The sequence below is a fragment of the Pelagimonas phthalicica genome, assembly GCF_004364805.1.
GTDB lineage: Bacteria > Pseudomonadota > Alphaproteobacteria > Rhodobacterales > Rhodobacteraceae > Pelagimonas > Pelagimonas phthalicica.
This window is the reverse complement of the sequence record NZ_SOAP01000001.1, coordinates 1338390-1360538: the sequence shown is the minus strand read 5'-3', so window position 1 is coordinate 1360538 and position 22149 is coordinate 1338390. Positions and strand designations below refer to the sequence as shown.

Genomic DNA, 22149 nt, shown 5'->3' with positions numbered 1-22149 from the left:
GGGTCAGTTTGCTTCGGCAGCAGTTACGATGATTTCAACTCGAAGCTGTTCGCGCGCCAGCTTGGCCTCGCCACAGGCGCGGGACGGGGCCTTGCCTTCGGGAACCCATGCGTCCCAAACTTCGTTCATCTCGGCGAAATCGGCCATGTCGGCCAGCCAAACAATCGCTTGAAGGATGTGTTCGCGCGACGAGCCGTGATTGTCGAGCAAGGCTTCGACTCGCGACAGGCAATCTTTGGTTTGCTCTGCCACCGTGTCGCCGGCACCGACCTGACCACACAGGTACAATACGCCATTATGCTTGACGACTTTGCTCATGCGGGTGCCGGTTTCAAAACGTTCGATCATTGTCTTTCTCATTTCTGTGTGCGGCCTAAAGGGCCGATAGGGTTCTTTTGCAATCCTGTGCATTTTCCGCGGGTTCATTGGCCGCCGCAGGGCGGGCATAGCGGAGTTCACGGCACCGAATTGGGTGTAGGAAATAGCGCCGTTGGAACTGTTTGGAAAACAATGAACCACAAGAGAAGCCCGTGGCAATGGCCACTTCGCGGATCGGAAGATCGGTAAACTTCAGCAGCTGATTGGCCCGTTCCAAACGAATGTTGCGGTAAACAGTCAGAGGCGTTTCGTTGAAGTACTTCATAAAGCTGCGTTGCAATTGACGTGAGGACACGGGGAGCAGCTTGTAAAAGTCTTCGATGCGCAACGGGTCCTCGATGTGATCCTTCATGATGGCGATGGCTCGCGAAACGGTCTGATCTCCATGGGCAAGGCGGATGTAGTGGTTTTCGGTGTCCGTGCGTGTGTTGGCATGAGCTGCCGCCAGGCCAACGCAGGATTGCACCTGCTCGGCCAGGTACTCGCCGCAATCAACGGTGATCATCTCGATGACCATATGGGCCGCCGCCAGTTTGCCCGTTGCGGAATAGACGTTTCGATCGCGCAGGCTTGTGGCGCGTGTATCATCGGAGTGTAACTGTAGCTCATTCGCAGCCTGCGAAAATTCCATATGCACGCAGTATTTATGGGACCGATATGGCGGGATATCGGCGGCGGCCAACACGGCGCTGCCGACAAAACCGACACGCTGGACGCAGGGCAAATGCGTCCGCAACTTGCGCGCATCCTGGGCATTTATCAGCCACGGCGTTTCGACCGAACCGAACAGAATGACAGTTCGGTCAGAAAATTCCGCGCCGGTCTCAAAGGCCTGTGCGAAATCCTCAACGATATCGACATTGTATTGGACGTCGGTTGAAAAGCGGTTTGCCAGTGCGAACAGCTCTTCGCAGGCCGTGACAGCATAGGCTGATCCCGCATCCTGAACGACAATTGCGACATGTTTTGACGTGGTCTTGAAAGGACGGATGTTCGAAGCTCGGTCCGCTTTGATATGTGGCTGGTGATGCATGTTGAAACCTTCCCTTCGAACTGCGCTGGTCACGCCTGTCATTGTCGCCTGTCGGCACCGACCGACTGTTTCGAATTGGTGTTAAGGAACGCCCTTTCAGACCGGCTTTCTTAGATTTGGAGACCCGCTGGTCACGGTGGCAATGCCCTGTCTTTGGTACGTGGTTCCAAAGGCGGATCGTGCCGTGTTGTCTAAGGGCCCTATAAAAGTGCTCCACCGCCCATAATGGGCGATGGAGGCTTGTAGTGGTCTACAAGAGACCAACGGAGGAGCTGTTAAGCAGCGTAGGTCGGGAACGCTGCGCAGAGTTTCGCAACCTGCGCTTTGCAGCGCTCAATGGTTGCATCTGTGTCTTCGGCCGCTTCCGCCTCAATCAGGTCGGCGATCATTTCGCCCAACTGGACAAACTCATCTTCCTTCATGCCACGGGTCGTTGCCGCGCTCACACCAAGGCGCAGGCCAACCCATTCAGGTGGGCGTGGGCTGTCATTCGGGATGGCGTTTTTGTTGGCGGTGATGTTGGCCTTTTCCAGCACTGTTTCAGCGCGTTTGCCGGTGATGCCCTTGGGGCTGAGGTCGAGCAGAACGATATGCGTGTCGGTGCCACCGGAAACGATGCGGATGCCGCGGGTTTGCAGAGTGTCCGCCAGTTTGGCTGCGTTGGCTTTGACTTGCGCGCCATAGGCTTTGAATTCGTCGGTCAGCGCTTCGGCCAGACATACGGCTTTGCCTGCCAGAACCTGGCTGTGGATCGAGCCCTGAACACCCGGGAAAACGGCGGATTGCAGTTTTTTGAACCATTCCTCGTTATTGGTCAGGATCAGGCCACCGCGTGGGCCGCGCAGGGTTTTGGTGGTGGTGCAGGTGACGATATCCGCGTGTGGGAATGGCGAGGGGTGGACGCCCGCAGCAACCAGACCGGCGATATGCGCCATATCGACGTGGAAATAGGCACCAACCTTTTTGGCGATCTGACCCATGCGCTCAAAATCTATCTCGCGCGGATAGGCAGAGCCACCGGTGATCAACAGCTTAGGCTTTACTTCTTCGGCCAGTTTTTCCAGCTCATCATAGTCGATGACTTCGGTGGTCGCGTCGACGCCGTAATGGTGCGGCTCGAACCAACGGCCGGACAGGTTCGCCTTGAGACCGTGGCTCAGGTGGCCACCGGCGGCCAGGTCCAACGACAGAACCTTGTCACCTGGCTTGAGCAGCAGGAAGAACACGCCAAGATTCGCCTGGCTGCCCGAATGGGGCTGCACGTTGGCATATTCGCAGCCAAACAGCTCTTTGGCGCGATCAATGGCGGCCTGTTCGACCACATCGACATATTGGCCACCGCCATGGAAGCGGTTGCCCGGATAGCCTTCGAGCGTCTTGTTGGTCATCGCGTGACCCAGCGCATCCAGCACGGCGCGGCTCACGATGTTTTCGGATGCGATCAGTTCGATCTGATCTTCTTGGCGCTGGCGCTCGTTGACGAGTGCTTCGGCGACAAGCGGATCGACTGTCGCAACAGTATCAGAGAAATGCGCTGACATTTTAGGGTCCTCCGGTGGAATCAGGCTTTGCTCAATGATCTGCACTTGTCGCAGGTGAGACAAATGAGTATTGCTAAAAAGTACGCGCAGAAAAACTAAGCCTAAATCACATGTCGCTTTCTCCCCAAAGGCCCAAAGGGCCGCATCTGAATTCCCTTCGCGCCTTTGAAGCTGCCGCCAGATTGAAGAGTTTTGCAGCGGCAGCGGATGAGCTTTCGGTGACGGCTGGCGCGGTCACGCAACATGTAAAAACGCTTGAGGCCTGGGCCGGAACGCCCTTGTTTGTTCGCAATGCACGCGGGGTCACTCTGACGCCTCTGGCCGAAGAGCTGTTACCACAGTTTTCTTACGCCTTTGACCAGTTGGGTGCAGCCGTTCACAACCTGCGAAACAAGGCGCAGCCTGAGCGGATCAGGATTGCCGCGCTCCCCTCGATTGCGCAGCTTTGGCTGGCACCGCGTTTAGGAAAACTGAGGCTTCTGGCGACCGAGGCCACTGTTTCGGTCGTAGCCTTGGAGGTGGCCCCCAATCTGGCCCGCGAACCCTTTGATCTGGCGCTGTTCTATTCCGAGGAAGCGCCGGGTGACTTTGATCTTACCGTTTCTGATGACGTGATTTTTCCGGTGTGTTCCCCTGCGGTGGCCGAGCGGTTGCAGGATGTAAGTGACCTGAAATCCGAGACTTTGCTACATGACGGATCGTGGCGCGATGACTGGGAGAAATGGCTGAAAAGCCAGGGAAATCCGCAGTCCATGCCCAAGTCGGGCACAGTGCACTCGCTGTTTTCGGTCGCCTTGGAGGAGGCCCGTCACGGGGGTGGGGTTTTGATGGCGCACGAACTGCTTGTGCAGGATTTTCTCAAAACGGGCGTTCTTGTTCGACCTTTTTCCGGCTCTTTGACGCTGCCCCGAAAACTGGTGGCAAAATTTACGCCAGCTTTTTGCAAGTCACCGGTTTATGAGAAAGTGAAATCGGTTTTGCTAGAAGAGAATTGACCACGGGATAGGGGCCTGGCACTCCGCGCCCGTTTCGCTGCGCTAGGCCTCAGAGCACGGACCCGTGTCTTTGGCCGATGGTCTTGCCGATCCAATCCCAGAACGTGCGCACATTTCGTTTCATCAGCTTGTTGTCCGAGGTGACAACATAATAGCTTTTGGGGGCTGGGACTTCCTCTTTGAAGGGCTTCACCAATTGGCCCGAAGCAAGCTCGTTTCGGAGCAGGCCGGTATGGCCAATGGCGATACCATTGCCGTTCAGCGCGCTTTGAATCAGCGCAGAGTAGAGCGAAAAGCCAAGGGAGTTTGTCAGCTCCGGCCCATTGACGTAAGTCAGCCAGTCTTCCCAATCATCTTGCCAATACAGGTCGTATAGGGCGGGAACGTTTTGCAGATCATCCAGGGTCAAGCCATCGGGAAATTTGGCCAGCAATCCGGGTGCGCAAACAGGTGTCAGCATTTCCGACATAAGCTGGACACAGGCATAGTTCTCCGGTGGCTTCGTCCCGTGCCAAATCATGATATCCAGATCGTTGGCCAGAAAGTTTGGCCCTACCAGATCCGCCACCAGCTCGGCCCTGACATCCGGGAAGGCGTGAATGAAATCTTGCACAAGAGGCAGCACGATCCTTTCGGACACCACATGAAGTGCGCCGATCCGAATAGGTTGTTCGTCATATTGCGATTTGAATACCTGGGTGCGCAGTTTGAAATCCGTCAGAAACCGCTGGACGATTTGCAGGTAGTCCTGCCCGGCTTGATTCAATTCGACCCCGCGCGCATGGCGCTTGAATAGCTCGACGTTCAAGCTTTGCTCCAGATTCTTGACCTGGTGAGCCACCGCAGCTGGTGTCAAGTTCAGCTCGGCCCCCGCCTTTTTGAAGCTGTTCAAACGCCCTGCAGCTTCGAAGGCGGTCAGTGAGTATAACGGGGGGGATGCGTTAGACATGCCTTAGGTTCTCTTGCTGCTGGGGTCGTGTGAGAGCCCGCTTTTTGAGGGCGGCTGGCCCATGCCTTCGCATTCCTAGTTGATTCACTCAACAAAAAAGAGGCATAGAAATTTTTTGGCTAATGCGCGTGTTGTACAAGTGATGCGGCGCTAACATCTGCTTAGAGTGACTGTTGCAACACGCGTTTACTTTATTGAATTTTATATAAAACAGATGCCCTGAGGCGCGAAGAGATGAGGGGAACCACATGTTGCGCCATAGTTAAATTTGGCCCAGACCAAAAAACATTTCGTTGTTTCCGCCTCCTGAATGGTTCGAAAAACGGGCCACTGACGCACCCCGACCTAACGAATTTGGGGTGAAAGATCTCAATCTGGGAGGATTTCAATTGATCTTTAAGACCCTCTCGAGCATCGCCGCATCGGCCGTGCTCGCTACTGGAACCATGCTGGCAGCAACAGGCACCGCCCAAGCTGACGAGCGTTTTACCCTGGCGCATGCCATGCCGCCGGAACACATCTTCCACCCAACGTCCGAAAAGTTCATGGAAGCGCTGGGCGAAGGTTTTGAGGTGGAATACCACCCGGGCGGTGACCTGGGCGACTGGACTTCGCTGTTTGAGCAGGCGATGCAAGGCGCGGTTCCCATGACCATGACCTTTGCAGCCACGGAATTTGATCCGCGTCTGAACATCTTTGCCGCCGGCTACATCGTTGATAGCTGGGAACAGGCCCGCAAGATGTATGGCCCCAACGGTGCAATGATCCCGGTTTATGACGAGATCCTCTCGGACCTGGACATGAAGCTGGTCGGCGTTCTGCCGGTTGACTTTGGCGGCTACGCCATCCGCAAAGGTGTTGGCGCTGTACCGCTTGACCTGCCTGCCGAAGGCAACGGGATCAAGGTTCGTGTGCCGGGCCTGGAAATCGCGATCAAGCGCTACGAATTGCTGGGCTTCAGCCCGGTTCCAATGCCGTTCGCCGAGCTTTACACCGCACTGCAGCTTGGCACCGTCGATGGTCGTACCTTTGGCCCACCACCAGAAATCTGGCAGATGCGTGACGTGCTGGAAACCTATGTTTACAGCAAGGACTACTTTGAGCACGCCTATTGGCTGGTGAACAAAAGCTGGTGGGATGATCTGTCGGACGAAGACCGCGCCAAAATGCAGACGGCAGTTGATACAGCTGTCAGCTGGGCGTGGGATGAAGCCAAGACCATCAGCGACAAAACCCTCGAAGACATTCGTGGCGCGGGCATCAACGTAGTTGAGTTCAACGACGAGCAACTCGCCGCTGTGAAAAAGATCGTCTACGAGCAGGAATGGCCGTTCCTCGAGAAAATCGTAGGCCCTGAAACGACTGCCGCTCTGAAGGCTGCTGCGGGCGTTGAATAAACCCTTCCCAACTGATTGCCCGGCCTCGTGCCGGGCAATCGCTTTTGGGCCGGATGAAAATAATTAACATTTGGGGGGAAGTGTCCGTGACACTTGAAACATCAGAGGCCACCGGTCTCGAACGAGCTTTGGTGCTCGTTCTAAAATCATCCATGATCCTGTTCGCGATTGCGCTCGCCGTTTTGATGTTTGTCACAGTGGTCATGCGCTACGGGTTGTCCAACCCATTCCTGGCCATCGAAGAAGCCGCAATTTTGCTTGGCATTTGGCTGTATTTTGTCAGCGCGGGCTATGTGACCGGCACGCGGTCGCATATCTGCGGAGGCGCTCTTCACCTCGTGGTGAAGCAGAAGAAAAGCCGCAATTACGTGCGTTTGATGACCACGCTGATCTGCCTTGGCGTCACTGTGGTGGCTCTGTGGTACGCGACCAAATACGGCTGGTTCACTTTCGATAAGGGACGCAAGAGCACCTATCTTCAGTGGCCGCGCGCCCTGTGGGTCGCCAGCATGGTGTTCGGCTTTGGCGTGATGACGCTGTTCCTGATTTTCCAATCCATCCGTGATTTCAAGATCATTCGCAATTTCAGCAACACCGCTCAGGGAGAAATCTGATGCTTGCCGTCTCTGTCGCGCTTGTCGTTATTGTCGTTCTCTTGATGTTGGAAGTGCCCGTCGCCTTTGTCTTTGGTCTGGCATCTTTCATCATTGTTATCCTGACGGGTCGGGATATCGAATTCCTCATTCCCTATGCCTATCAACAGGAAAGCAGCTTTGCTCTTTTGGCACTGCCACTCTTTGTGATCGCTGGCTCGCTGATGGGGGCAAGCGGCATTTCTGACCAGCTTGTCCGTTTTGTGAACTCCTTTGTGGGCTCGATCAAAGGCGGGCTAGGGGCAGTGACGATTGTCACCTGCGCCCTGTTTGGTGCCATTGCGGGTAGCGGATCATCCGCCATTGCCGCCATCGGGTCGATGATGATCCCACGCATGGTCGAGGCTGGGTATCCCAGGTCTTATGCCATTTCGCTGGTGGCCTGTTCGTCGGTTCTGGCGATCCTGATCCCACCCAGCGTTGCCATGATCCTGTTTGCCATCACCAGCGGCCTGTCAGTTGCGGCTTGCTTTCTTTCGACGATCATTCCGGGCGTGTTGATCATGGCGATCTATGTGGTCATGAACATCTTTCAGGCCCGTGGTTTCAAGGATCTCGAGGTTGAGCCTAAGGTGACTTTTCCGGAACGTCTGGGCAAAATTGGTCGGGCGACCAAGGGGGCGTTCTGGGCATTGCTTATGCCGGGCATCATGCTGGGTGGTATCTATGGCGGGATTTTCACCCCGACCGAAGCGGCAGCCGTCGCGCTGATTTACACGCTTCCTGTCGGGTTCCTGATCTACAAAGGCCTGAACATGCGCACGACAACCGATGCGTTTGTCGAAGGCGCGCGCAACACCGGCGCTATCATGATGATGCTGTTCTTTTTGTTCATCATGAGCCGCGCCATGGTTCAGGAAAACATCCCGCGTGACATCGCGGAGTTCATGCTGTCGCTGTCTGACAACAAGATTGTCATCCTGCTGATGATCAATGCGCTGTTGCTGATGCTGGGCATGCTTGTGGATGACACCGCCGGCGCAGTCCTGGCCGCGATTGTTCTGCTTCCGGTCACCAATGAGATTGGCATTCACCCGATCCATTTCGCAGCCATTGTTGGGACGAATCTGGGCCTTGGGAACGTCACTCCACCCTGTGCGCCGCTCTTGTTTATGTCCGGCGCAATCGGCGGGCAGACAATCGATCAATACATCAAACCCACCCTGAAGTTCATGCTGATCGGTCATCTGCCCGTTGTTCTTCTGGTCACCTACATTCCCGACATCGCGCTGTATCTGCCGCGCGTGTTGATGGGAGTTCAATAGGATTGATGGCCCGGCGGCGGCTGTCGCCGGGTCTCGTGATCCCATAAACGAGAGGGAATGGACATATCATGCCGCTCAAAGATATTTTGGTTGCCTTCAGCAGTGGCAGCACGTCGCAAAACGTCCTGAAATTTGGCTTGTCTTTGTCAGAGCAAGCCGAGGCCAGCGTCACCGCGCTGCACGTGGCTCCGATTGTGATGGAAGAGATGCAGATCTCGACCTGGATGCCCGAAAAACTGATGCAACGGGTGAAGGATGCCAATGAGGCCGCGCCGCAGAAAGCCAAAGAAGCCATGGAGGCCTTGCTGGCGCAGCTGGGTAAACCGGACACGGTCAAATGGCGCGTTGAAACCGGGAACGTCGCGGATGCGCTTGCCTCGCATTCTCGGCTCCACGATCTGCTGGTCGTGGGCAAATACTCGGAAACCACCGAAGAAACCGGGACGCATGTGCGTTCGGAACATATCGTCACCCGTTCGGGGCGTCCCTTGGTGGTTGTGCCGCGCGATTGGGAAACCGAGCAGCCGATCGAGCGGATTGTCATCGCCTGGGATGGTGGTTTGACCGCCACACGTGCCATGAATGACGCACTGCTCATGCTGCCTTTTGTCAAGCATATCGACGTTCTCAGCATTACCAAAGCGGACCCGAACAAGGCACCGTTGGTCGAGTTGAAGGCACATCTGGCCCTTCACAATCCGCGCATCACCTTGACGACCGTTAAGCCCAGCGGAAACACCGCCGATCAGATCCTGCAGTATTGCCAAGACAAAGACGCCGATATTCTGGTGGTGGGCAGTCGTGGGTCAGCGCGGTTGCGCAGCGGCTTGGTGCATGGTGGCACCGGGCGGAGCATTCTGGATGACGCAACCCTTCCGGTTATGATTTCGCACTAGAGTGCTTAAAAAGCGGGCCGTAGGTCAGTGTGACCCACGGCCCGTTTTTTGTTGGCGGCAACCCGGCGCGGAATTGGCCGGTGGTTAGCTCGTTTTGTCGCTGCTGAACGTGTCTTTCAACCAGTCGCTGCCATCATCGATACGGTCCTCGACGCTTTGGACAACGGGATCGATGCGTTTGGCCTGAAAGCGTTTCCAGCGCACACGGATGGCCCAGAACAGCGCAAAAAGTACGGTCAGGATGACAATGTTTGTCCAGGGGATGATGCGGGTGTCGGGGCTGTCGACTTCTTTGACAGATACGGCATTGGGAAAGATCGAGATAAACTCGTTTCGCCACCCGTAATGGCGCACCGCGATCCAACGGGGATCGTCGGCTGTGGATTTCATATCGCTGGCTTCGGCGTACAGGTTGGATGTATCGAACTTGAAATAGGGCGGCCAGCCCCAGCCGGTATCTTCGTTGCGATAGACCATGATCCCGCCATCAGAATCGACGGTCTGAATAAAGAACACATCGCGTGTTGGCAGGGTGCCATCACTGCCCACATCGGCCTGTGCCCAGAACCAGCTGTTTTCACCGGGATCGACCCGCTTTTCGTAGGTGTCCGTGATCCGAACGATGTCGTTTTGGGGCAGGGTGTAGTGCAGGAAGGCCGCAACAATGACCCAAAACGCAATTATGATTGTCCATTTGACATATGCCATTCCCGGCCCCTTTCAGTGGAAATTCGTCAGATAGATGATGCTGGCCACAATGCAGATTGGCAGCACATAGACCAGCAGAAACAGCATGGTGCGACGCTGTTTTCCGCTTTCAGCGAGGCCTTGGTCGATAAATTGCTCTCGATCATCCGGTTGACCCTGCGACAGCCAGTCTTGCTCCAGCTCCTCCTGCTTGGCATTGCGCCAACGGATCCACAGGATCACAAAGATCACGGTCTGCACGATCAAGGCCAGGACCAGGAACCGCAACATGGCAAACATCATATTCCCCTTGTCTGACAGGTAAGACCGCCATCAGGTGTTTTCCAGCCCAGTTGAGACTACCAAGTATTTGTTGTCCAGCGTCTTGGCGCGGTCGAGATGACCAGCGCCAGAACCGGCCCCCAAATGATCACCGCCTTGGCCCCGAGCGTGGTGAAATAGCTGAGGCTGCCGGTGGTCGAAAAGAGGAGAGCGGTCAGTTGCGGGTTTTCCAATTGGTAAAGCAGTGCAAAGCCGCAGGCCGAGAGCGCCCAAAGTACGACAGAAGAGACTGCAGCCGTGGTCGCCATGCCAAACACGGTTTCGGGCATCCATCTTTCGATGATGCGCGGCACCAAAATGGCCAGCGCGATGAGGGCGAGAGAAGGGAGTGCTAGGCCAAGAAACATAGCGCCAAGATGGGGGTGGCGCTGGCGGCGGTCAACCTTGCGGATCGGTGTTTGAAACCCAGCTTTGTGCCAAGGCAAAGGCGCCGTCCAAAGGGCTGCCTTTGGGGGCGGTCAGGTTGTTTTTCATGTCTTGGGGCAGGAAGGTCGCGAAATGCGGGGCGATCCCGCCGGTATAGGTGAGGGGTAAATGGGCCTGCCAACCCATTTGGCGCAGAGCGTCTGCGATGATGTCGGTGCCGTCTTGCATAATCTCATGGGCGATTGGGTCCGCCGTTTCGGCGGCTTGCGTGACCATTGGGGCCAGCGCCCCGAAATCCGCCGCATCCGCCTGCCCGGCAAAGGCGATGATGTCGGCCGCATTGCCGAACTTGGCCAGAATGGCTTCTGTCAAAGCGCTGCCTGCCTGCAAACCTTCCTGTGCGGCCAAAGTGGCGGAAAGCGCCTTGCGGCCCACCCATTGGGACGAGGCCTCGTCACCCAGAATAGCGCCCCAGCCACCGGCAAACCGCGCGGAACCGTCGATTTGAACCGCCTGAAACGACCCGGTGCCGCAATGCATCAAGGCCCCATCCTGCCCGTCCAGTGCTCCGTTCAGCGCAGGCATTCGGTCCTCTTCGATTTTGCAGGTGGCAAAGGGCAGGGCGGCGGCGACCTCTTGCGCTTTCTCATCCCCCGTCACGCCGGCAAGGCCCAGATAGGCGGGCACGGAGTGCAACGTTTCGACGGGTAGGTTGATCTCGGATGCGAGCAAAACCAGGCCTTGGGTTATGCTGTTGACGGCCTCGGCAAGATCTGTGCTGACATTGCTGCTGCCGGTTTCGACAACCACACGCGCGCCGTTGATCTCACAGGCCACGCGGCAACGACTGCCGCCGCCGTCAATTGCGATCACATCTGGGATTGTGGTCATGTTCCTGGCCTTTGGTCGGTTACCCAAGGTTCTGAATAGATGACCCTAAGTCGTTTCGACAACCCAATTAGGACAAATGCCCGAGGCCTGAATGAAAGGATCAACCTCAAGACCGCGAAACAACCCGTGACGGGTGATCAGAATGGTGCCAACCCCGGCGGCGGACCCGCCCAAGACGTCGGTGTGTAGCGTGTCGCCAACCATGGCGATGCGCGATTTGGGGATGCCAGCGAGCCGGGCAAGGGCCACGTCGAAGGCATTTTTGTAGGGTTTGCCGAAAAACAGCGGCTGCGTGCCCAGTTGATCGGCAATCTCATGCGCGATTGTGCCGGGCTCCAAAGACAACCCATCGACACGCGGTGCCACCAGATCCGGGTTGGCGACGACTAACGGGCGAGGGTTCCGGCGCAGCGCATCGCGCAGCCGGATTGTGTCGGCATCACCCCAGTTTTGACTGGAGAGCAAAAGGAACCCACCAGCGCGCTCATACAAGGACGGATCGAGATGCAGGTTGCGCAAAGGAAAGGGGCTGTCAGAGAAATCATCCTCAGCCAGAGCTGCCGCTGCCCATGGCGCACCGCTTTCCAGAACCGGCAAAGAGGCCAAGGCCACATCCCGGCTCGACACGACCTCATCAGCGGTGAAATCGAAACCAAGCCTGTGGTATTTCGCCAAAAGCTGGACACGCGTGTAGCTTGCTGCGTTGGTCAAAACGATCAGGCGTTTGCCCAAGCCGCGCAGCTCTTGCAGCCGTTCGACGGCCCCTGCAATCGCCTCTTCTCCGCGATTGAGCACACCGAACGCGTCCAGGATGTAAGCGTCAAAGTGTTGGGCGGTGTCTGCAAGCGACTGGCCAAAGGTCGATTGGCTTGGAAACTCCGCGCGAGGAAGGCGGGGGCGAATGGCTTCGTAGCGCTCAAACGCCCATTGCGGTGACAGAAAGCTGGTCATCAAGGCCTCTTACCCTGTCTTGACCAACACTGGGTCAGGCTCGACCCAGCTCAACCCATTTTCCAATAGCAAGCGCTGGGCGCGACCGGGGTAGTCTGTGATGATCCCGTCAACCCCGGCATCTATGGCGTTCTGAATGTCTTTGACTTCGTTCACCGTCCAGGCGTTGACGATGAGGCCAAGCTCTTGTGCGCGGGCCACATCGGATTTGGTGATGTCCGCGAAATAGGGGCTCCAAACGGACCCACCAAGAACGGCGATCAGATCCGGCAAAGAGCCGTCGAAATCAGCCAAGGATGCTCCGGCCATCCAGGGCGAACCTTCAAAGACGTTGGACTCCATCGGTGCTTTGGCCTTGGGCGCGTAGGTCAGGTGTGACCTTGGGATCGCGGGCGCGCGTTTCTTGACCGCTGTCAGGATATTCCAGTCAAAGCTTTGCACGATGCAGCGCTGAGTCAGGCCAAAATCTTCCAAAACCGACAGGATTTGATCGGTGAACTCATCCACCGGAGGGGTGAATTCCGGGTGTTTGGGGTGGCTTTTGATTTCGACATTTAGCCAGATGTCATCAAAGGGCGGCTGCTGAACCAGTGCCGCCAAGTCCGCAAGTTTCGGGATACGAAGCCCCGACAGGAACGCCTGATCGGGATAGCGCGTGGCATAGCCTGTCCCGGCGCGCAATCCGCCAACATCATAGGTTTGCAGCTGATCAAAGCTCAGTTCAAAGATCCCCGGCCCTTCGTTTGGCAACCAATGCCCGTTCCGGTCACGGGTCGAGGCGGCCATAAGCTGAGGGTTATGGGTGATCACCGGCACGCCATCCTTGGTCGACAGCACATCCAACTCAACAACTTTGACCCCGATGTCAAAGACATGGCGGAAGGCCATCATGGTGTTTTCCGGCAAAACCCCCCGCGCGGCGCGGTGGCCATGTAGCCGGACAATACCGGGGGCCTTTCGCAGGGGGGCGAGGGGATCAGTCATGACTTACTCTTCAATCCGTTTTTCGGACTTGGCGTCGAACAGGTGCAAATGCGACTGCTTGGCGGCAAAGGAGACCTGATCACCAACCTGATGGTCGGTGATCCCGTTCAGGCTGGCGACGATTTGCGTGTCGGTCCCATCGAGAACTCCGTGCAGGAGCGTCACGCCACCGAGATGTTCGAGCATCTCAATTGTCATCTTGAACGGCCCGTTCTCCTCAGGTTTCAGATGTTCGGGGCGCACACCCAGCAGGACTTCGCCAGACGCAGTCGATCCGGTCGCGATGGTCGTGCCATTGCTCAGGGTCACCTGACCAGCATTGGCGGCCCCGGACAGAAAGTTCATCGAGGGCGAACCGATGAACCCGGCGACAAAGATCGAGGCGGGGCGTTCATAGAGCTCAATCGGCGTGCCAAACTGTTCCACATAGCCGCCATTCAAGACCATGAGACGATCGCCCAATGTCATGGCCTCGACCTGGTCATGGGTCACAAAAATCGAGGTGACCCCAAGGCGCTTTTGCAGTTTGCGGATTTCCAGCCGCATCTGCACGCGCAGCTTGGCGTCGAGGTTTGACAAAGGTTCATCGAACAAAAACACCTGCGGATCACGCACAATCGCGCGGCCCATGGCGACGCGCTGACGCTGACCGCCGGACAATTGCCGCGGCTTGCGATCCAGATATTGCCCGATCTCAAGGATCTCGGCGGCCTCATTCACGCGACGGTCGATCTCGGCCTTGGAGAGTTTGCGGATCTTGAGCCCATAGGCCATGTTGTCACGCACGCTCATATGCGGATACAGCGCGTAATTCTGGAACACCATCGCAATGTCGCGATCTGCTGGCTCCAGATCATTCACCCGCTTGTCACCAATATGGACATTGCCCGAAGTCACGCTTTCCAGCCCGGCCACCATGCGCAGCAAGGTGGATTTCCCACAGCCCGACGGGCCGACAATGACGACAAATTCGCCGTCTTCGATCTCGGCATCAATGTGGTGTAAGACCTGCGTATCGCCGTAGGATTTTGTTAATGTGTCGAGTTTGATACCAGCCATCTGCTCGTCTCGTCCTATTTATCGGTTTCCGTCAGCCCTTGCACAAAGAGCTTTTGCATCGCGATGACCACAAAGATTGGTGGCACCATGGCCAGCAAGGCAATCATCATGATGATGTTCCATTCGGGGGATTGTTCGGCCGCTTCAAGCATCTGTTTGATCGACACCACAATGGTGGACATATCCGCATCTGTGGTGATCAACAGCGGCCAGAGATATTGGTTCCAGCCATAGATGAACAGGATCACAAACAGCGCGGCGATATTGGTGCGGCTGAGCGGGATCAGGATGTCCCAGAAAAATCGCATCGGGCCCGCGCCATCAATCCGCGCGCTTTCCAGCATTTCGTCAGGGATGGTCAGGAACACCTGGCGGAACATGAATGTCGCCGTAGCCGAGGCGATCAGCGGAATGGTCAGGCCCCAATAGCTGTTGAGCATGCCAAGATCGGCGACCACTTCGAAAGTGGGCAGGATACGCACCTCAACCGGCAGCATGAGGGTGATGAAGATCATCCAGAAAAAACCCATGCGGAAGGGGAATTTGAAATAGACAATCGCAAAGGCCGACAGCAGCGAAATCGCGATTTTGCCAAAGGCGATCATCAGCGCCATCAGGAGCGAGTTGAACATCATCATCCAGACCGGCGCGATTGAGGTCCCGGTCAGGCCAGAGCCCCAGAAGGTCTGTTTCAGGTTCACAAAGAACTGGTCGCCGGGCCACATCGGGATCGGCGTTTGCAACATGCGCTCGGCTTCGTGGCTGGCCCCGACAAAGGTGATCCAGACCGGCAGGGCAACCATGGCCACACCCAGGATCAGGATCAGGTGGGACAGGATCGCAAGGAAAGGGCGGTTCTCAACCATCAGTATTGCACCCTCTTTTCGATAAAGCGGAATTGGATCACGGTCATGCCGATCACCAAGATCATCAGGATCACCGACTGCGCGGCAGACCCGCCGAGGTCGAGCCCGACAAACCCGTCATTGTAGACCTTGTAAACCAGCGTTGTGGTGGAATTGGCCGGGCCGCCTTGGGTCACGGCGTGGATGATGCCGAAGGTCTCAAAAAAGGCATAGGTCGCGTTGATCACCAGCAGGAAAAACGTTGTGGGCGAAATCAGCGGGAAGATGATCGTTGCAAAGCGGCGGATCGGACCAGCGCCGTCAATCGCAGCGGCCTCAGTGATCGAGCGCGGGATAGATTGCATCGCGGCGAGGTAGAACAAGAAGTTATAGGCAACCTGTTTCCACGCGGCGGCGATGATCACCAGGAACATGGCTTGGCCACCATTCAGATAATGGTTCCAACCATAGCCGATCTTTTCCAGGATAAAGGGAAAGATCCCGATGGTTGGATTGAACATGAACAGGAACAAAGCCCCGGCCAGAACAGGTGCCACCGCATAGGGCCAGATCAGCAAGGTGCGGTAAACGGTCGAGCCGCGAATGACGCGGTCTGCAAACCCGGCAAGGATCAGAGCGAACGCCATGGATAGGAACGCCACGCAGGCCGAAAAAAAGATCGTCCGCCCGAATGAGCTGCGATAATGGCTGTCATCCCAGAGATAGGTGAAGTTTTCAAACCACACGAATTCGGTCGACAGGCCAAAGGCGTCTTCGATCAGAAAGGATTGATAGACCGCCTGGCTGGCGGGCCAGATAAAGAAGATCAGCGTGACGATGACCTGCGGCGCTACCAAAAGGTAGGGCAGGATCGACGCGGGAAAGTGAACGCGCTTGAGCATCGGATCTCGGGGATTGGAAAGGCGGAAAAAGGCCCGGCAACGCTCTGGTCGCCGGGCCCGATGTCAGGTGGATCGGTTTATTTGACCGAACGCTCGAACTTGCGCAGCAGGTCGTTGCCGCGGTTTGCAGCATTGTCCAGCGCTTCCTGAGCCGAGATGTTACCGGCCCACAGAGCTTCCATTTCTTCGTTGATCACGTCACGGATCTGAACAAAGTTGCCAAAACGCAGGCCGCGGGAATTGGCGGTCGGGGTGTTCAGGCTCAGCTGTTTGATCGCGGTGTCGGTGCCTGGGTTGCTTTCATAGAAACCCTGCTCTTTGGACAGCTCGGCCGCCGCTTTGGTGATCGGCACATAGCCGGTTTCCTGGTGCCACCAAGCCTGAACCTCAGGCGAAGACAGGTAGGTCAGGAACTGTGCCAGCCCTTTATATTCGTCAGATTCGTGACCTTGCAGAGCCCACAGGGTTGCGCCACCGATGATGGAGTTCTGAGGCGCGTCAGCAACGGTCTTGTCCAGCGGCAGCATGGTCTGACCGAACTTGAACTTGGCTTGACCCACGATCGAGCCGTAATAGGCCGAAGAGTTCATCCACATGCCGCATTCACCATTGGTGAACATGGGCAGGCTGTCGCCGCGACGACCGCCATAGACGAACTTGTTGTCAGCTTGCATGTCAGCAACGGCTTGCAGACGGGCGGCAACCTGATCGTTGTTAAAGGTCAGCTCGGTGTCGAAACCGGCAAAACCGTTCTCTTTGGTGCCCAGTGCCAGATCGTGCCAGGCCGAGAAGTTCTCGATCATGACCCAGGACTGCCAGCCAAAGGAGATGCCGCATTTCATGCCATTGTCGACCAGCGCCTTGGCGGCGGCGTCCACTTCTTCCCAGGTGCCGGGTACTTCAACACCTGCCGCTTCCAGAGCGTCGGCATTGTACCACAGAACTGGAGTGGAGGAGTTGAACGGCATCGAAAGCAGCTCACCCTCTGGGGTCTGGTAGTAGGACACAACCGCTGGCAAATAATCGTCGCCATTGAACGGCTCACCGGCGTCGGCCATCAGTTTTTCAACCGGATAGATCGCGCCCTTGGCGGCCATCATCGTGGCGGTGCCAACTTCGAAAACCTGAACGAGATGCGGCTGCTCACCGGCGCGGAAGGCGGCGATAGCGGCGGTCATGGTCTCGGTGTAGTTGCCCTTGTAGGAGGGTTTGACGACGTAGTCGGACTGCGACGCGTTAAAGTCGGCAGCCATTTTGTCGATGCGTTCACCATTGGTGCCGCCCATGGCGTGCCACCAGTTGATTTCGGTTTGCGCATAAGCGGATGTGGCGAGGGCACCCATCAATACGGTGCTCGCCAGAAGCGATTTGGTAAAGGTCATGTGTTTCTCCCTGACAGTTTCAAAACTGCTGTGAAAAGCAGCATTTGCCAGCGGAAATGATAATTCAAGTGAAATATTTGTAAATCTGACATAACACTGTGTTATGATAGTGGTGGAGAAGAACGCGCAGCCTGAGGCGTTAACAGGGGGTTAAGTTATTGAAATTTCAACTAAGACAGCTTGAGGCGTTTCGCGCCGTGGCAGAAGCCGGTAATATCACACGCGCCGCAAAAAATTTGGGGGTGTCGCAGCCAGCGGTCAGCCGTTTGCTGTCAGACTTTGCCAAGTCCGTCGGTTTCGAACTGTTTGAGCGCCGTCGCGGGGTGTTGGAGCCGACAAGTGAGTCGCGCTATCTGCTGACCGAAGTCACCCGGATTCTTGACGGGCTCGACCATCTCGAAGATCTGCGCCGGGATCTGACCGAACGCACGGCGGGGCATATCCGCATTGCCTGCCTGCCCGGCTTTGCCACCAGCCATCTGCCCAAGGTCCTGGTTGATTTTCTCAAGGAAAGACCGGGGGTTACCGTGACAATCGACCCGGATCGTCCCGAACGGATTTTGGAATGGATCATTGGCGAGCAATATGATTGCGGCCTCACGGATGGGTTTGCCGGTCACCCAGCAACCGAAAGTCGGGATTTGTTTATCAAATCGGTTTGTATTCTGCCCAAAGGCCACCCGCTGCAGTCGAAACAGCGGATCAGCCCGGCGGATCTGGCCGATGAAAAGATGATCCACACCAAACGCGACAGCCGCTTTTATTACCGTTTGTCCCGCGCCTTTTCCGATGCGGGTGTCGCGATCAACAGTTGGGTCGAGGTCCGCCAGTTCACCACCGCCTGCACCATGGTCAGCAAAGGCATGGGGGCCTCAATCGTCAGTGCGCTGGACGCGGAACAATTTCGCGAGGCAGGCATCGTCATCCGCCCCTTTGATCCGCCGATTTATCACCGCCTGTCGATCCTGCGCCCTGCGACGGGGGCGCGAACACCTGTGGTGATCGACTTTATCGAGGCCTTTATCCAAAGCCTGACGCCCTTTCTGGCCGAGGCCCCGGTAGAGACTGCCAAACTGACAAGTTAGCCCTGCGGAATACCTGACTTGAGCGATCTCCATCCGTTCGGCAAAAGCCAAGCATTGATAGAAAAAGGGGATATTGCCATGCGTTTGGTTGCAATCTTGATCGCCGGTGCGCTTGCGCTTCCGGCTCATGCTGATGAGATCAGCGATACGTTGCAATCCGCTTTGGATGCTTATGCGGATGGCGACATCCAATATGCATTGGAAGAGCTGGATTTCGCGAAACAGAAACTGTTGGAGCTAAAAACCGACAGCCTCGGGGCATTCTTGCCTCCTGCGCCTGAGGGGTGGAGTTTCGAAAAGAACTCCGAAATGAATTCGGCCCTGGGCATGTTGGGCGGCGGTGTCGGGGCCGAAGGCACCTATAGCAACGGTGACGGCGCGTCAGTTAAAATCACCCTGATGGCGGATAACCCGATGGTGGGCAGCATGGCGGCGATGATCACCAACGCCTCGGCCATGGGGATGAAGGTGGAACGCATCAACCGCCAGCGTTTTGCCATTCAGGATCAGCAGATGATGGCGCTGGTTGCCAATCGTATCCTCATTCAGACCGAGGGGGACCTGGCGCTGGCTCAGCAAATTCTGGAGCAGATGGATTTCAAAGCCATGGCCAATTTCGGTCAGTGATCAAGAGCTTTGGGGGCCTGGGATCAGCCAGGCCTCCAGATAGGGCAAAAGCCGGTCAGGCAGCGCAATTGTGTTGTGCAAGGCGCAAAAATTCAGCGCAACGGCCTGCACGAGAAAGGCCTGGACCCCTTCGGCCAAAAGATCCGGCGAAACATCCTGGCGAAAGGCCGGGTTTGACAGCCAGTGAATGAAAATCCCGAATTGGCGTTCAAAGGTCACGGCAATCGGTCCGATTTCCTCGATCGCCGCCGCGCCGGACCGGCGGATGATCACGTCAAAGATGTCGCGATCCTGGGCCATATAGGTCACCAAAGGCATCAGTGATTCGATCAGGTCGGGCACGGTTTTCGGCGCTGGCAGTGCCTCCATTTCCTCCAATATCCCGTCGATATCCTCTCCGATCAGATGATCGAGCAGGGCTTCTTTGTCCGGAAAATGGGCGAAAAACGTGCCCTTGGCCGTGCCTGCACGCTTGACCACCTCTTCGGTGCGCAGGCCGGGATATCCTTGTTCTTCAACAGCTTGCCGCGCAGCCTCAAGCAGGCGGGCGCGGGTTTTCAAAGTGCGGGCTTGGGTGGCTTTGGTCATGGCTTCAGTTTGCATAAATTTTGACCGCGGTCAAATTAGATATTGACCACGGTCAATTCCATCCGATATTTGACCGTAGTCATTTTTATCGGAGAGCCCCCAATGACCCGCAATATTTTCGTCTTTGACGCCCATCCTGTCGCCAACACGCTGAATGCCCATTTGGCCAAAACCTATGCTGATGCCGCACGCACCGCGGGACATCAGGTGACGACAATGTCCCTGTCTGACATGCAGTTTGACCCGGATTTTGGGCAGACCCATTACCGCCAAACAAAGCCATTTGAGCCCGACCTTGAGACGTTTATGCAAGCGTTGGAAGCGGCAGATCATCTCGTGATGACTATGCCGATGTGGTGGGGAAGCTATCCTGCCAAAACCAAGGCGCTGTTGGATCGCGCGCTCATGACCGGGCGTGCCTTTGACACGCGCAATGCGAATTTCGTCGGGTTGCCCAAGCCTCTGCTGACAGGGCGTTCAGCTCGGGTGATTATCACCTCGGATACACCAAGCTTTTTTCAGAAATGGGTTTACGGAAACGCGTTCCAAAAGCAGATCCGCAATCAGGTGCTGAGCTTTGTCGGCATCAAGCCAAGCAAATTCACCTGGTTGGCCGCCGCCGGACAGCCCAAAGACGGGCAGGTCGAAAAATGGGCGGCCAAGATTGCCGTTCTTGGCCGCGCCGGTCAGTGATCAGCCGACCACGTTGGTCTCAGGGCCGTAGGGATACCCGGTGATGTTTTCATTGCCGGTTTCCGTGATCACCAGGATGTCATGTTCGCGGTAGCCACCCGCGCCGGGCTGGCCTTCGGGCAAAGTCAGCATCGGTTCCATGCTGATCACCATGCCGGGTTCCAGCACCGTGTCGATGTCTTCGCGCAGCTCAAGCCCGGCCTCGCGCCCGTAGTAATGCGACAACACGCCAAAGCTGTGACCATAGCCAAACGTGCGGTATTGCAGCAGGTCGCGTTCGGCGAAAAATTCGTTGATCTTCTCGGTCACCTCGGCGCAGCTGACCCCCGGTTTCAACAGCGATATGCCGTATTCGTGGGCCGCGACATTGGCCTCCCAGATCTTGAGACTGGCCGGGTCGACCTCTTGCACGAACAAGGTGCGTTCCAGCGCGGTGTAATAGCCCGAGATCATTGGGAAGGTGTTGAGCGACAGGATATCTCCGCGCTGCAATTGCCGGGAGGTGACCGGGTTATGCGCGCCATCGGTATTGATACCCGATTGGAACCAAACCCAAGTGTCACGATATTCGGCATCCGGAAAGCGTTTGGCGATTTCCAGCTCCATCGCGTCGCGCCCGGCCATAGCAATGTCAATCTCGCGCGCACCGGGTTTGATCGCCTCGCGGATGGCATAGCCACCCACATCAGCAACCTGCGCGCCATGGCGGATCAGGGCTTTTTCGGCCTCGGATTTATGCATGCGCTGGCGCATTGTGGCGGGGGCGATGTCTTTGGTTTCAGAGGGAGCCAGAAACTCGTTCAGCAGCGCGTTCTGTGCAAGGGTCAGATGGTCACCCTCGTAGCCGATCACTTTGCCCGGCCCGGTGAGAGACAGGATCGCGCGCCAGTAATTGTTCCGCTGCCAATCGGTATAAGTGATGTTGTCACCATGGGAGCGCCGCCAAGGCTGCGCCGCGTCGATTCCGGCGCTGATGGTGACACTGTCGCTTTGCGTGACAACCAGCCCATAGGGGCGACCAAAGCTGCAATAGAGAAAGCCGGAATAGTAGGCGATGTTATGCATCGAAGTGAAGACACAAGCCTCGATGCCCTGCGCGCTCATTGCAGTGCGCAGTTTCGCCAGTCGCGCGTCATATTCGGACGCGGAAAAAGGCAGAGATTTCTCACCCTGGTGAAAACGGTATTGCTGGGGACGTTCCATGAAACCCTCCTGAGGATGGTGGGGCACCTTCCCCTACCATCGGTAAAGCAAGGTCCCGGCGTACAGGACGGAATGTGGGGCTGTTGGTGACGACGCCATCGCCTGCCCTGGGCGGGAGAGTGCAGGAGGTTGGGGCGGTTGGCAAGGCCCGATTGATTAGTGAGAGGGAGGGATTCGAACCCTCGAAGCACAGACATGCTTACTCCCTGGTATAGCGGAGTACCTTTGGCCACTCAGTCACCTCTCTTGAACTCTACTTAAAGGTAACGCATCACATATTCAATGTGGTCAATTCTTAAGGTCAAACGCTTAGTTAAGCGAGCCATAGCGCTTTAGCTTGAATCCCAAACGTAGCTCTGGATTTCGCTGAAATGGTAGCATTGTTTCTCGCGTCTTCTTTTGCTTGATCAAAGTTAGCTTTGAAAGAAATGGTGCTG

The 22149-nt window shown here is 56.5% G+C and carries 24 protein-coding genes and 1 tRNA gene; 8 read left to right on the top strand and 17 right to left on the bottom strand.

The genetic code is table 11. From position 1 onward, the window contains the following. Positions 1-3 precede the first annotated feature (3 nt). The 3 genes from CLV87_RS06760 to glyA form a co-directional block, all read right to left on the bottom strand. On the bottom strand, positions 4-348 hold the full coding sequence (locus tag CLV87_RS06760; protein ID WP_099242546.1) for a RidA family protein: 345 nt from the start codon (positions 346-348) through the stop codon (positions 4-6). 25 nt (positions 349-373) lie between these two features. Beyond that, positions 374-1411, bottom strand: a complete 1038-nt coding sequence (locus CLV87_RS06755; RefSeq protein WP_176556009.1) for a helix-turn-helix domain-containing protein — start codon at positions 1409-1411, stop codon at positions 374-376. A 275-nt stretch (positions 1412-1686) separates the two neighbouring features. Beyond that, positions 1687-2952, bottom strand: a complete 1266-nt coding sequence (gene glyA / locus CLV87_RS06750; RefSeq protein ID WP_099244663.1) for a serine hydroxymethyltransferase — start codon at positions 2950-2952, stop codon at positions 1687-1689. Between the two features lie 110 nt (positions 2953-3062). Here glyA and CLV87_RS06745 point away from each other — a divergent pair, with 110 nt between their 5' ends. Next, on the top strand, positions 3063-3947 hold the full coding sequence (locus tag CLV87_RS06745) for a LysR family transcriptional regulator (protein ID WP_099242550.1): 885 nt from the start codon (positions 3063-3065) through the stop codon (positions 3945-3947). 49 nt (positions 3948-3996) lie between these two features. Here the strand turns inward: CLV87_RS06745 and CLV87_RS06740 are convergent, their stop codons facing one another. Next, positions 3997-4896, bottom strand: coding sequence for a LysR substrate-binding domain-containing protein (locus CLV87_RS06740; protein WP_099242552.1), 900 nt, complete (start codon positions 4894-4896; stop codon positions 3997-3999). A 389-nt stretch (positions 4897-5285) separates the two neighbouring features. Here CLV87_RS06740 and dctP point away from each other — a divergent pair, with 389 nt between their 5' ends. The 4 genes from dctP (at position 5286) to CLV87_RS06720 (ending at position 9107) form a co-directional block, all read left to right on the top strand. Further along, positions 5286-6293, top strand: a complete 1008-nt coding sequence (gene dctP / locus CLV87_RS06735; RefSeq protein ID WP_218012912.1) for a TRAP transporter substrate-binding protein DctP — start codon at positions 5286-5288, stop codon at positions 6291-6293. Between the two features lie 86 nt (positions 6294-6379). Beyond that, entirely contained in the window at positions 6380-6907 is a 528-nt protein-coding gene (locus CLV87_RS06730) for a TRAP transporter small permease (RefSeq protein ID WP_166652684.1), read from the top strand. Then, the gene (locus tag CLV87_RS06725) at positions 6907-8211 is read left to right on the top strand and encodes a TRAP transporter large permease (protein WP_099242556.1); all 1305 of its coding nucleotides are present in this window, start codon (positions 6907-6909) and stop codon (positions 8209-8211) included. Before CLV87_RS06730 ends, CLV87_RS06725 begins: the two co-directional genes overlap by 1 nt. A 68-nt stretch (positions 8212-8279) precedes the next feature. After that, positions 8280-9107, top strand: coding sequence for a universal stress protein (locus tag CLV87_RS06720; protein ID WP_099242558.1), 828 nt, complete (start codon positions 8280-8282; stop codon positions 9105-9107). 84 nt (positions 9108-9191) lie between these two features. On the opposite strand, the gene CLV87_RS06715 is transcribed toward CLV87_RS06720, so the two are convergent. The 10 genes from CLV87_RS06715 to ugpB all read right to left on the bottom strand — a co-directional run bounded on the left by CLV87_RS06715 (position 9192) and on the right by ugpB (position 17516). Further along, a complete protein-coding gene (locus CLV87_RS06715; RefSeq protein ID WP_099242560.1) occupies positions 9192-9815 on the bottom strand; it encodes a DUF1523 family protein in 624 nt (207 codons plus the stop codon). Between the two features lie 12 nt (positions 9816-9827). Further along, positions 9828-10094, bottom strand: coding sequence for a hypothetical protein (locus CLV87_RS06710; RefSeq protein WP_133840712.1), 267 nt, complete (start codon positions 10092-10094; stop codon positions 9828-9830). Between the two features lie 59 nt (positions 10095-10153). Next, positions 10154-10429 (bottom strand): hypothetical protein, encoded by a 276-nt coding sequence (locus CLV87_RS06705; RefSeq protein ID WP_133840711.1) that lies wholly within the window; start codon positions 10427-10429, stop codon positions 10154-10156. Positions 10430-10514: 85 nt separating this feature from the next. Continuing rightward, a complete protein-coding gene (locus CLV87_RS06700) occupies positions 10515-11393 on the bottom strand; it encodes a BadF/BadG/BcrA/BcrD ATPase family protein (RefSeq protein ID WP_099242566.1) in 879 nt (292 codons plus the stop codon). Positions 11394-11438: 45 nt separating this feature from the next. Then, positions 11439-12344 carry an HAD-IIA family hydrolase gene (locus CLV87_RS06695; protein WP_099242568.1) on the bottom strand — a complete coding sequence of 302 codons (906 nt, stop codon included), beginning with the start codon at positions 12342-12344 and terminating at the stop codon, positions 11439-11441. Positions 12345-12353: 9 nt separating this feature from the next. Continuing rightward, complete coding sequence (locus tag CLV87_RS06690; protein ID WP_099242570.1) at positions 12354-13328, bottom strand: glycerophosphodiester phosphodiesterase; 975 nt, start codon at positions 13326-13328, stop codon at positions 12354-12356. 3 nt (positions 13329-13331) lie between these two features. Continuing rightward, a complete protein-coding gene (locus CLV87_RS06685; protein WP_099242572.1) occupies positions 13332-14387 on the bottom strand; it encodes a sn-glycerol-3-phosphate import ATP-binding protein UgpC in 1056 nt (351 codons plus the stop codon). 14 nt (positions 14388-14401) lie between these two features. After that, complete coding sequence (gene ugpE / locus CLV87_RS06680; protein WP_099242574.1) at positions 14402-15253, bottom strand: sn-glycerol-3-phosphate ABC transporter permease UgpE; 852 nt, start codon at positions 15251-15253, stop codon at positions 14402-14404. Beyond that, positions 15253-16134 (bottom strand): sn-glycerol-3-phosphate ABC transporter permease UgpA, encoded by an 882-nt coding sequence (gene ugpA / locus CLV87_RS06675; RefSeq protein WP_099242576.1) that lies wholly within the window; start codon positions 16132-16134, stop codon positions 15253-15255. The genes ugpE and ugpA overlap by 1 nt, the downstream gene beginning before the upstream one ends. A gap of 77 nt (positions 16135-16211) precedes the next feature. After that, entirely contained in the window at positions 16212-17516 is a 1305-nt protein-coding gene (ugpB, locus tag CLV87_RS06670; RefSeq protein ID WP_099242578.1) for a sn-glycerol-3-phosphate ABC transporter substrate-binding protein UgpB, read from the bottom strand. A 158-nt stretch (positions 17517-17674) separates the two neighbouring features. Here ugpB and CLV87_RS06665 point away from each other — a divergent pair, with 158 nt between their 5' ends. Beyond that, positions 17675-18601, top strand: coding sequence for a LysR substrate-binding domain-containing protein (locus tag CLV87_RS06665; RefSeq protein WP_099242580.1), 927 nt, complete (start codon positions 17675-17677; stop codon positions 18599-18601). Positions 18602-18679: 78 nt separating this feature from the next. Further along, positions 18680-19228, top strand: coding sequence for a hypothetical protein (locus CLV87_RS06660; protein WP_099244667.1), 549 nt, complete (start codon positions 18680-18682; stop codon positions 19226-19228). Here CLV87_RS06660 and CLV87_RS06655 read toward each other — a convergent pair whose 3' ends face one another. Then, positions 19229-19831, bottom strand: coding sequence for a TetR/AcrR family transcriptional regulator (locus CLV87_RS06655; protein ID WP_235871858.1), 603 nt, complete (start codon positions 19829-19831; stop codon positions 19229-19231). Positions 19832-19918: 87 nt separating this feature from the next. Here CLV87_RS06655 and CLV87_RS06650 point away from each other — a divergent pair, with 87 nt between their 5' ends. Continuing rightward, the gene (locus CLV87_RS06650; protein ID WP_099242582.1) at positions 19919-20509 is read left to right on the top strand and encodes an NAD(P)H-dependent oxidoreductase; all 591 of its coding nucleotides are present in this window, start codon (positions 19919-19921) and stop codon (positions 20507-20509) included. Here CLV87_RS06650 and CLV87_RS06645 read toward each other — a convergent pair whose 3' ends face one another. After that, positions 20510-21712: a M24 family metallopeptidase gene (locus CLV87_RS06645; RefSeq protein ID WP_099242584.1), complete on the bottom strand. Its 1203-nt coding sequence runs from the start codon at positions 21710-21712 to the stop codon at positions 20510-20512. A gap of 159 nt (positions 21713-21871) precedes the next feature. Then, a tRNA-Tyr gene (locus CLV87_RS23815) sits at positions 21872-21959 on the bottom strand. Positions 21960-22149 lie beyond the last annotated feature (190 nt).

Coding starts and splice junctions, on each gene's coding strand:
- CLV87_RS06760 (WP_099242546.1), bottom strand. CDS start 348: ATGATCGAACGTTTTGAAACCGGCACCCGCATGAGCAAAGTCGTCAAG.
- CLV87_RS06755 (WP_176556009.1), bottom strand. CDS start 1,411: ATGCATCACCAGCCACATATCAAAGCGGACCGAGCTTCGAACATCCGT.
- glyA (WP_099244663.1), bottom strand. CDS start 2,952: ATGTCAGCGCATTTCTCTGATACTGTTGCGACAGTCGATCCGCTTGTC.
- CLV87_RS06745 (WP_099242550.1), top strand. CDS start 3,063: ATGTCGCTTTCTCCCCAAAGGCCCAAAGGGCCGCATCTGAATTCCCTT.
- CLV87_RS06740 (WP_099242552.1), bottom strand. CDS start 4,896: ATGTCTAACGCATCCCCCCCGTTATACTCACTGACCGCCTTCGAAGCT.
- CLV87_RS06725 (WP_099242556.1), top strand. CDS start 6,907: ATGCTTGCCGTCTCTGTCGCGCTTGTCGTTATTGTCGTTCTCTTGATG.
- CLV87_RS06720 (WP_099242558.1), top strand. CDS start 8,280: ATGCCGCTCAAAGATATTTTGGTTGCCTTCAGCAGTGGCAGCACGTCG.
- CLV87_RS06715 (WP_099242560.1), bottom strand. CDS start 9,815: ATGGCATATGTCAAATGGACAATCATAATTGCGTTTTGGGTCATTGTT.
- CLV87_RS06710 (WP_133840712.1), bottom strand. CDS start 10,094: ATGTTTGCCATGTTGCGGTTCCTGGTCCTGGCCTTGATCGTGCAGACC.
- CLV87_RS06700 (WP_099242566.1), bottom strand. CDS start 11,393: ATGACCACAATCCCAGATGTGATCGCAATTGACGGCGGCGGCAGTCGT.
- CLV87_RS06695 (WP_099242568.1), bottom strand. CDS start 12,344: ATGACCAGCTTTCTGTCACCGCAATGGGCGTTTGAGCGCTACGAAGCC.
- CLV87_RS06690 (WP_099242570.1), bottom strand. CDS start 13,328: ATGACTGATCCCCTCGCCCCCCTGCGAAAGGCCCCCGGTATTGTCCGG.
- CLV87_RS06685 (WP_099242572.1), bottom strand. CDS start 14,387: ATGGCTGGTATCAAACTCGACACATTAACAAAATCCTACGGCGATACG.
- ugpE (WP_099242574.1), bottom strand. CDS start 15,253: ATGGTTGAGAACCGCCCTTTCCTTGCGATCCTGTCCCACCTGATCCTG.
- ugpA (WP_099242576.1), bottom strand. CDS start 16,134: ATGCTCAAGCGCGTTCACTTTCCCGCGTCGATCCTGCCCTACCTTTTG.
- ugpB (WP_099242578.1), bottom strand. CDS start 17,516: ATGACCTTTACCAAATCGCTTCTGGCGAGCACCGTATTGATGGGTGCC.
- CLV87_RS06660 (WP_099244667.1), top strand. CDS start 18,680: ATGCGTTTGGTTGCAATCTTGATCGCCGGTGCGCTTGCGCTTCCGGCT.
- CLV87_RS06655 (WP_235871858.1), bottom strand. CDS start 19,831: ATGCAAACTGAAGCCATGACCAAAGCCACCCAAGCCCGCACTTTGAAA.
- CLV87_RS06650 (WP_099242582.1), top strand. CDS start 19,919: ATGACCCGCAATATTTTCGTCTTTGACGCCCATCCTGTCGCCAACACG.
- CLV87_RS06645 (WP_099242584.1), bottom strand. CDS start 21,712: ATGGAACGTCCCCAGCAATACCGTTTTCACCAGGGTGAGAAATCTCTG.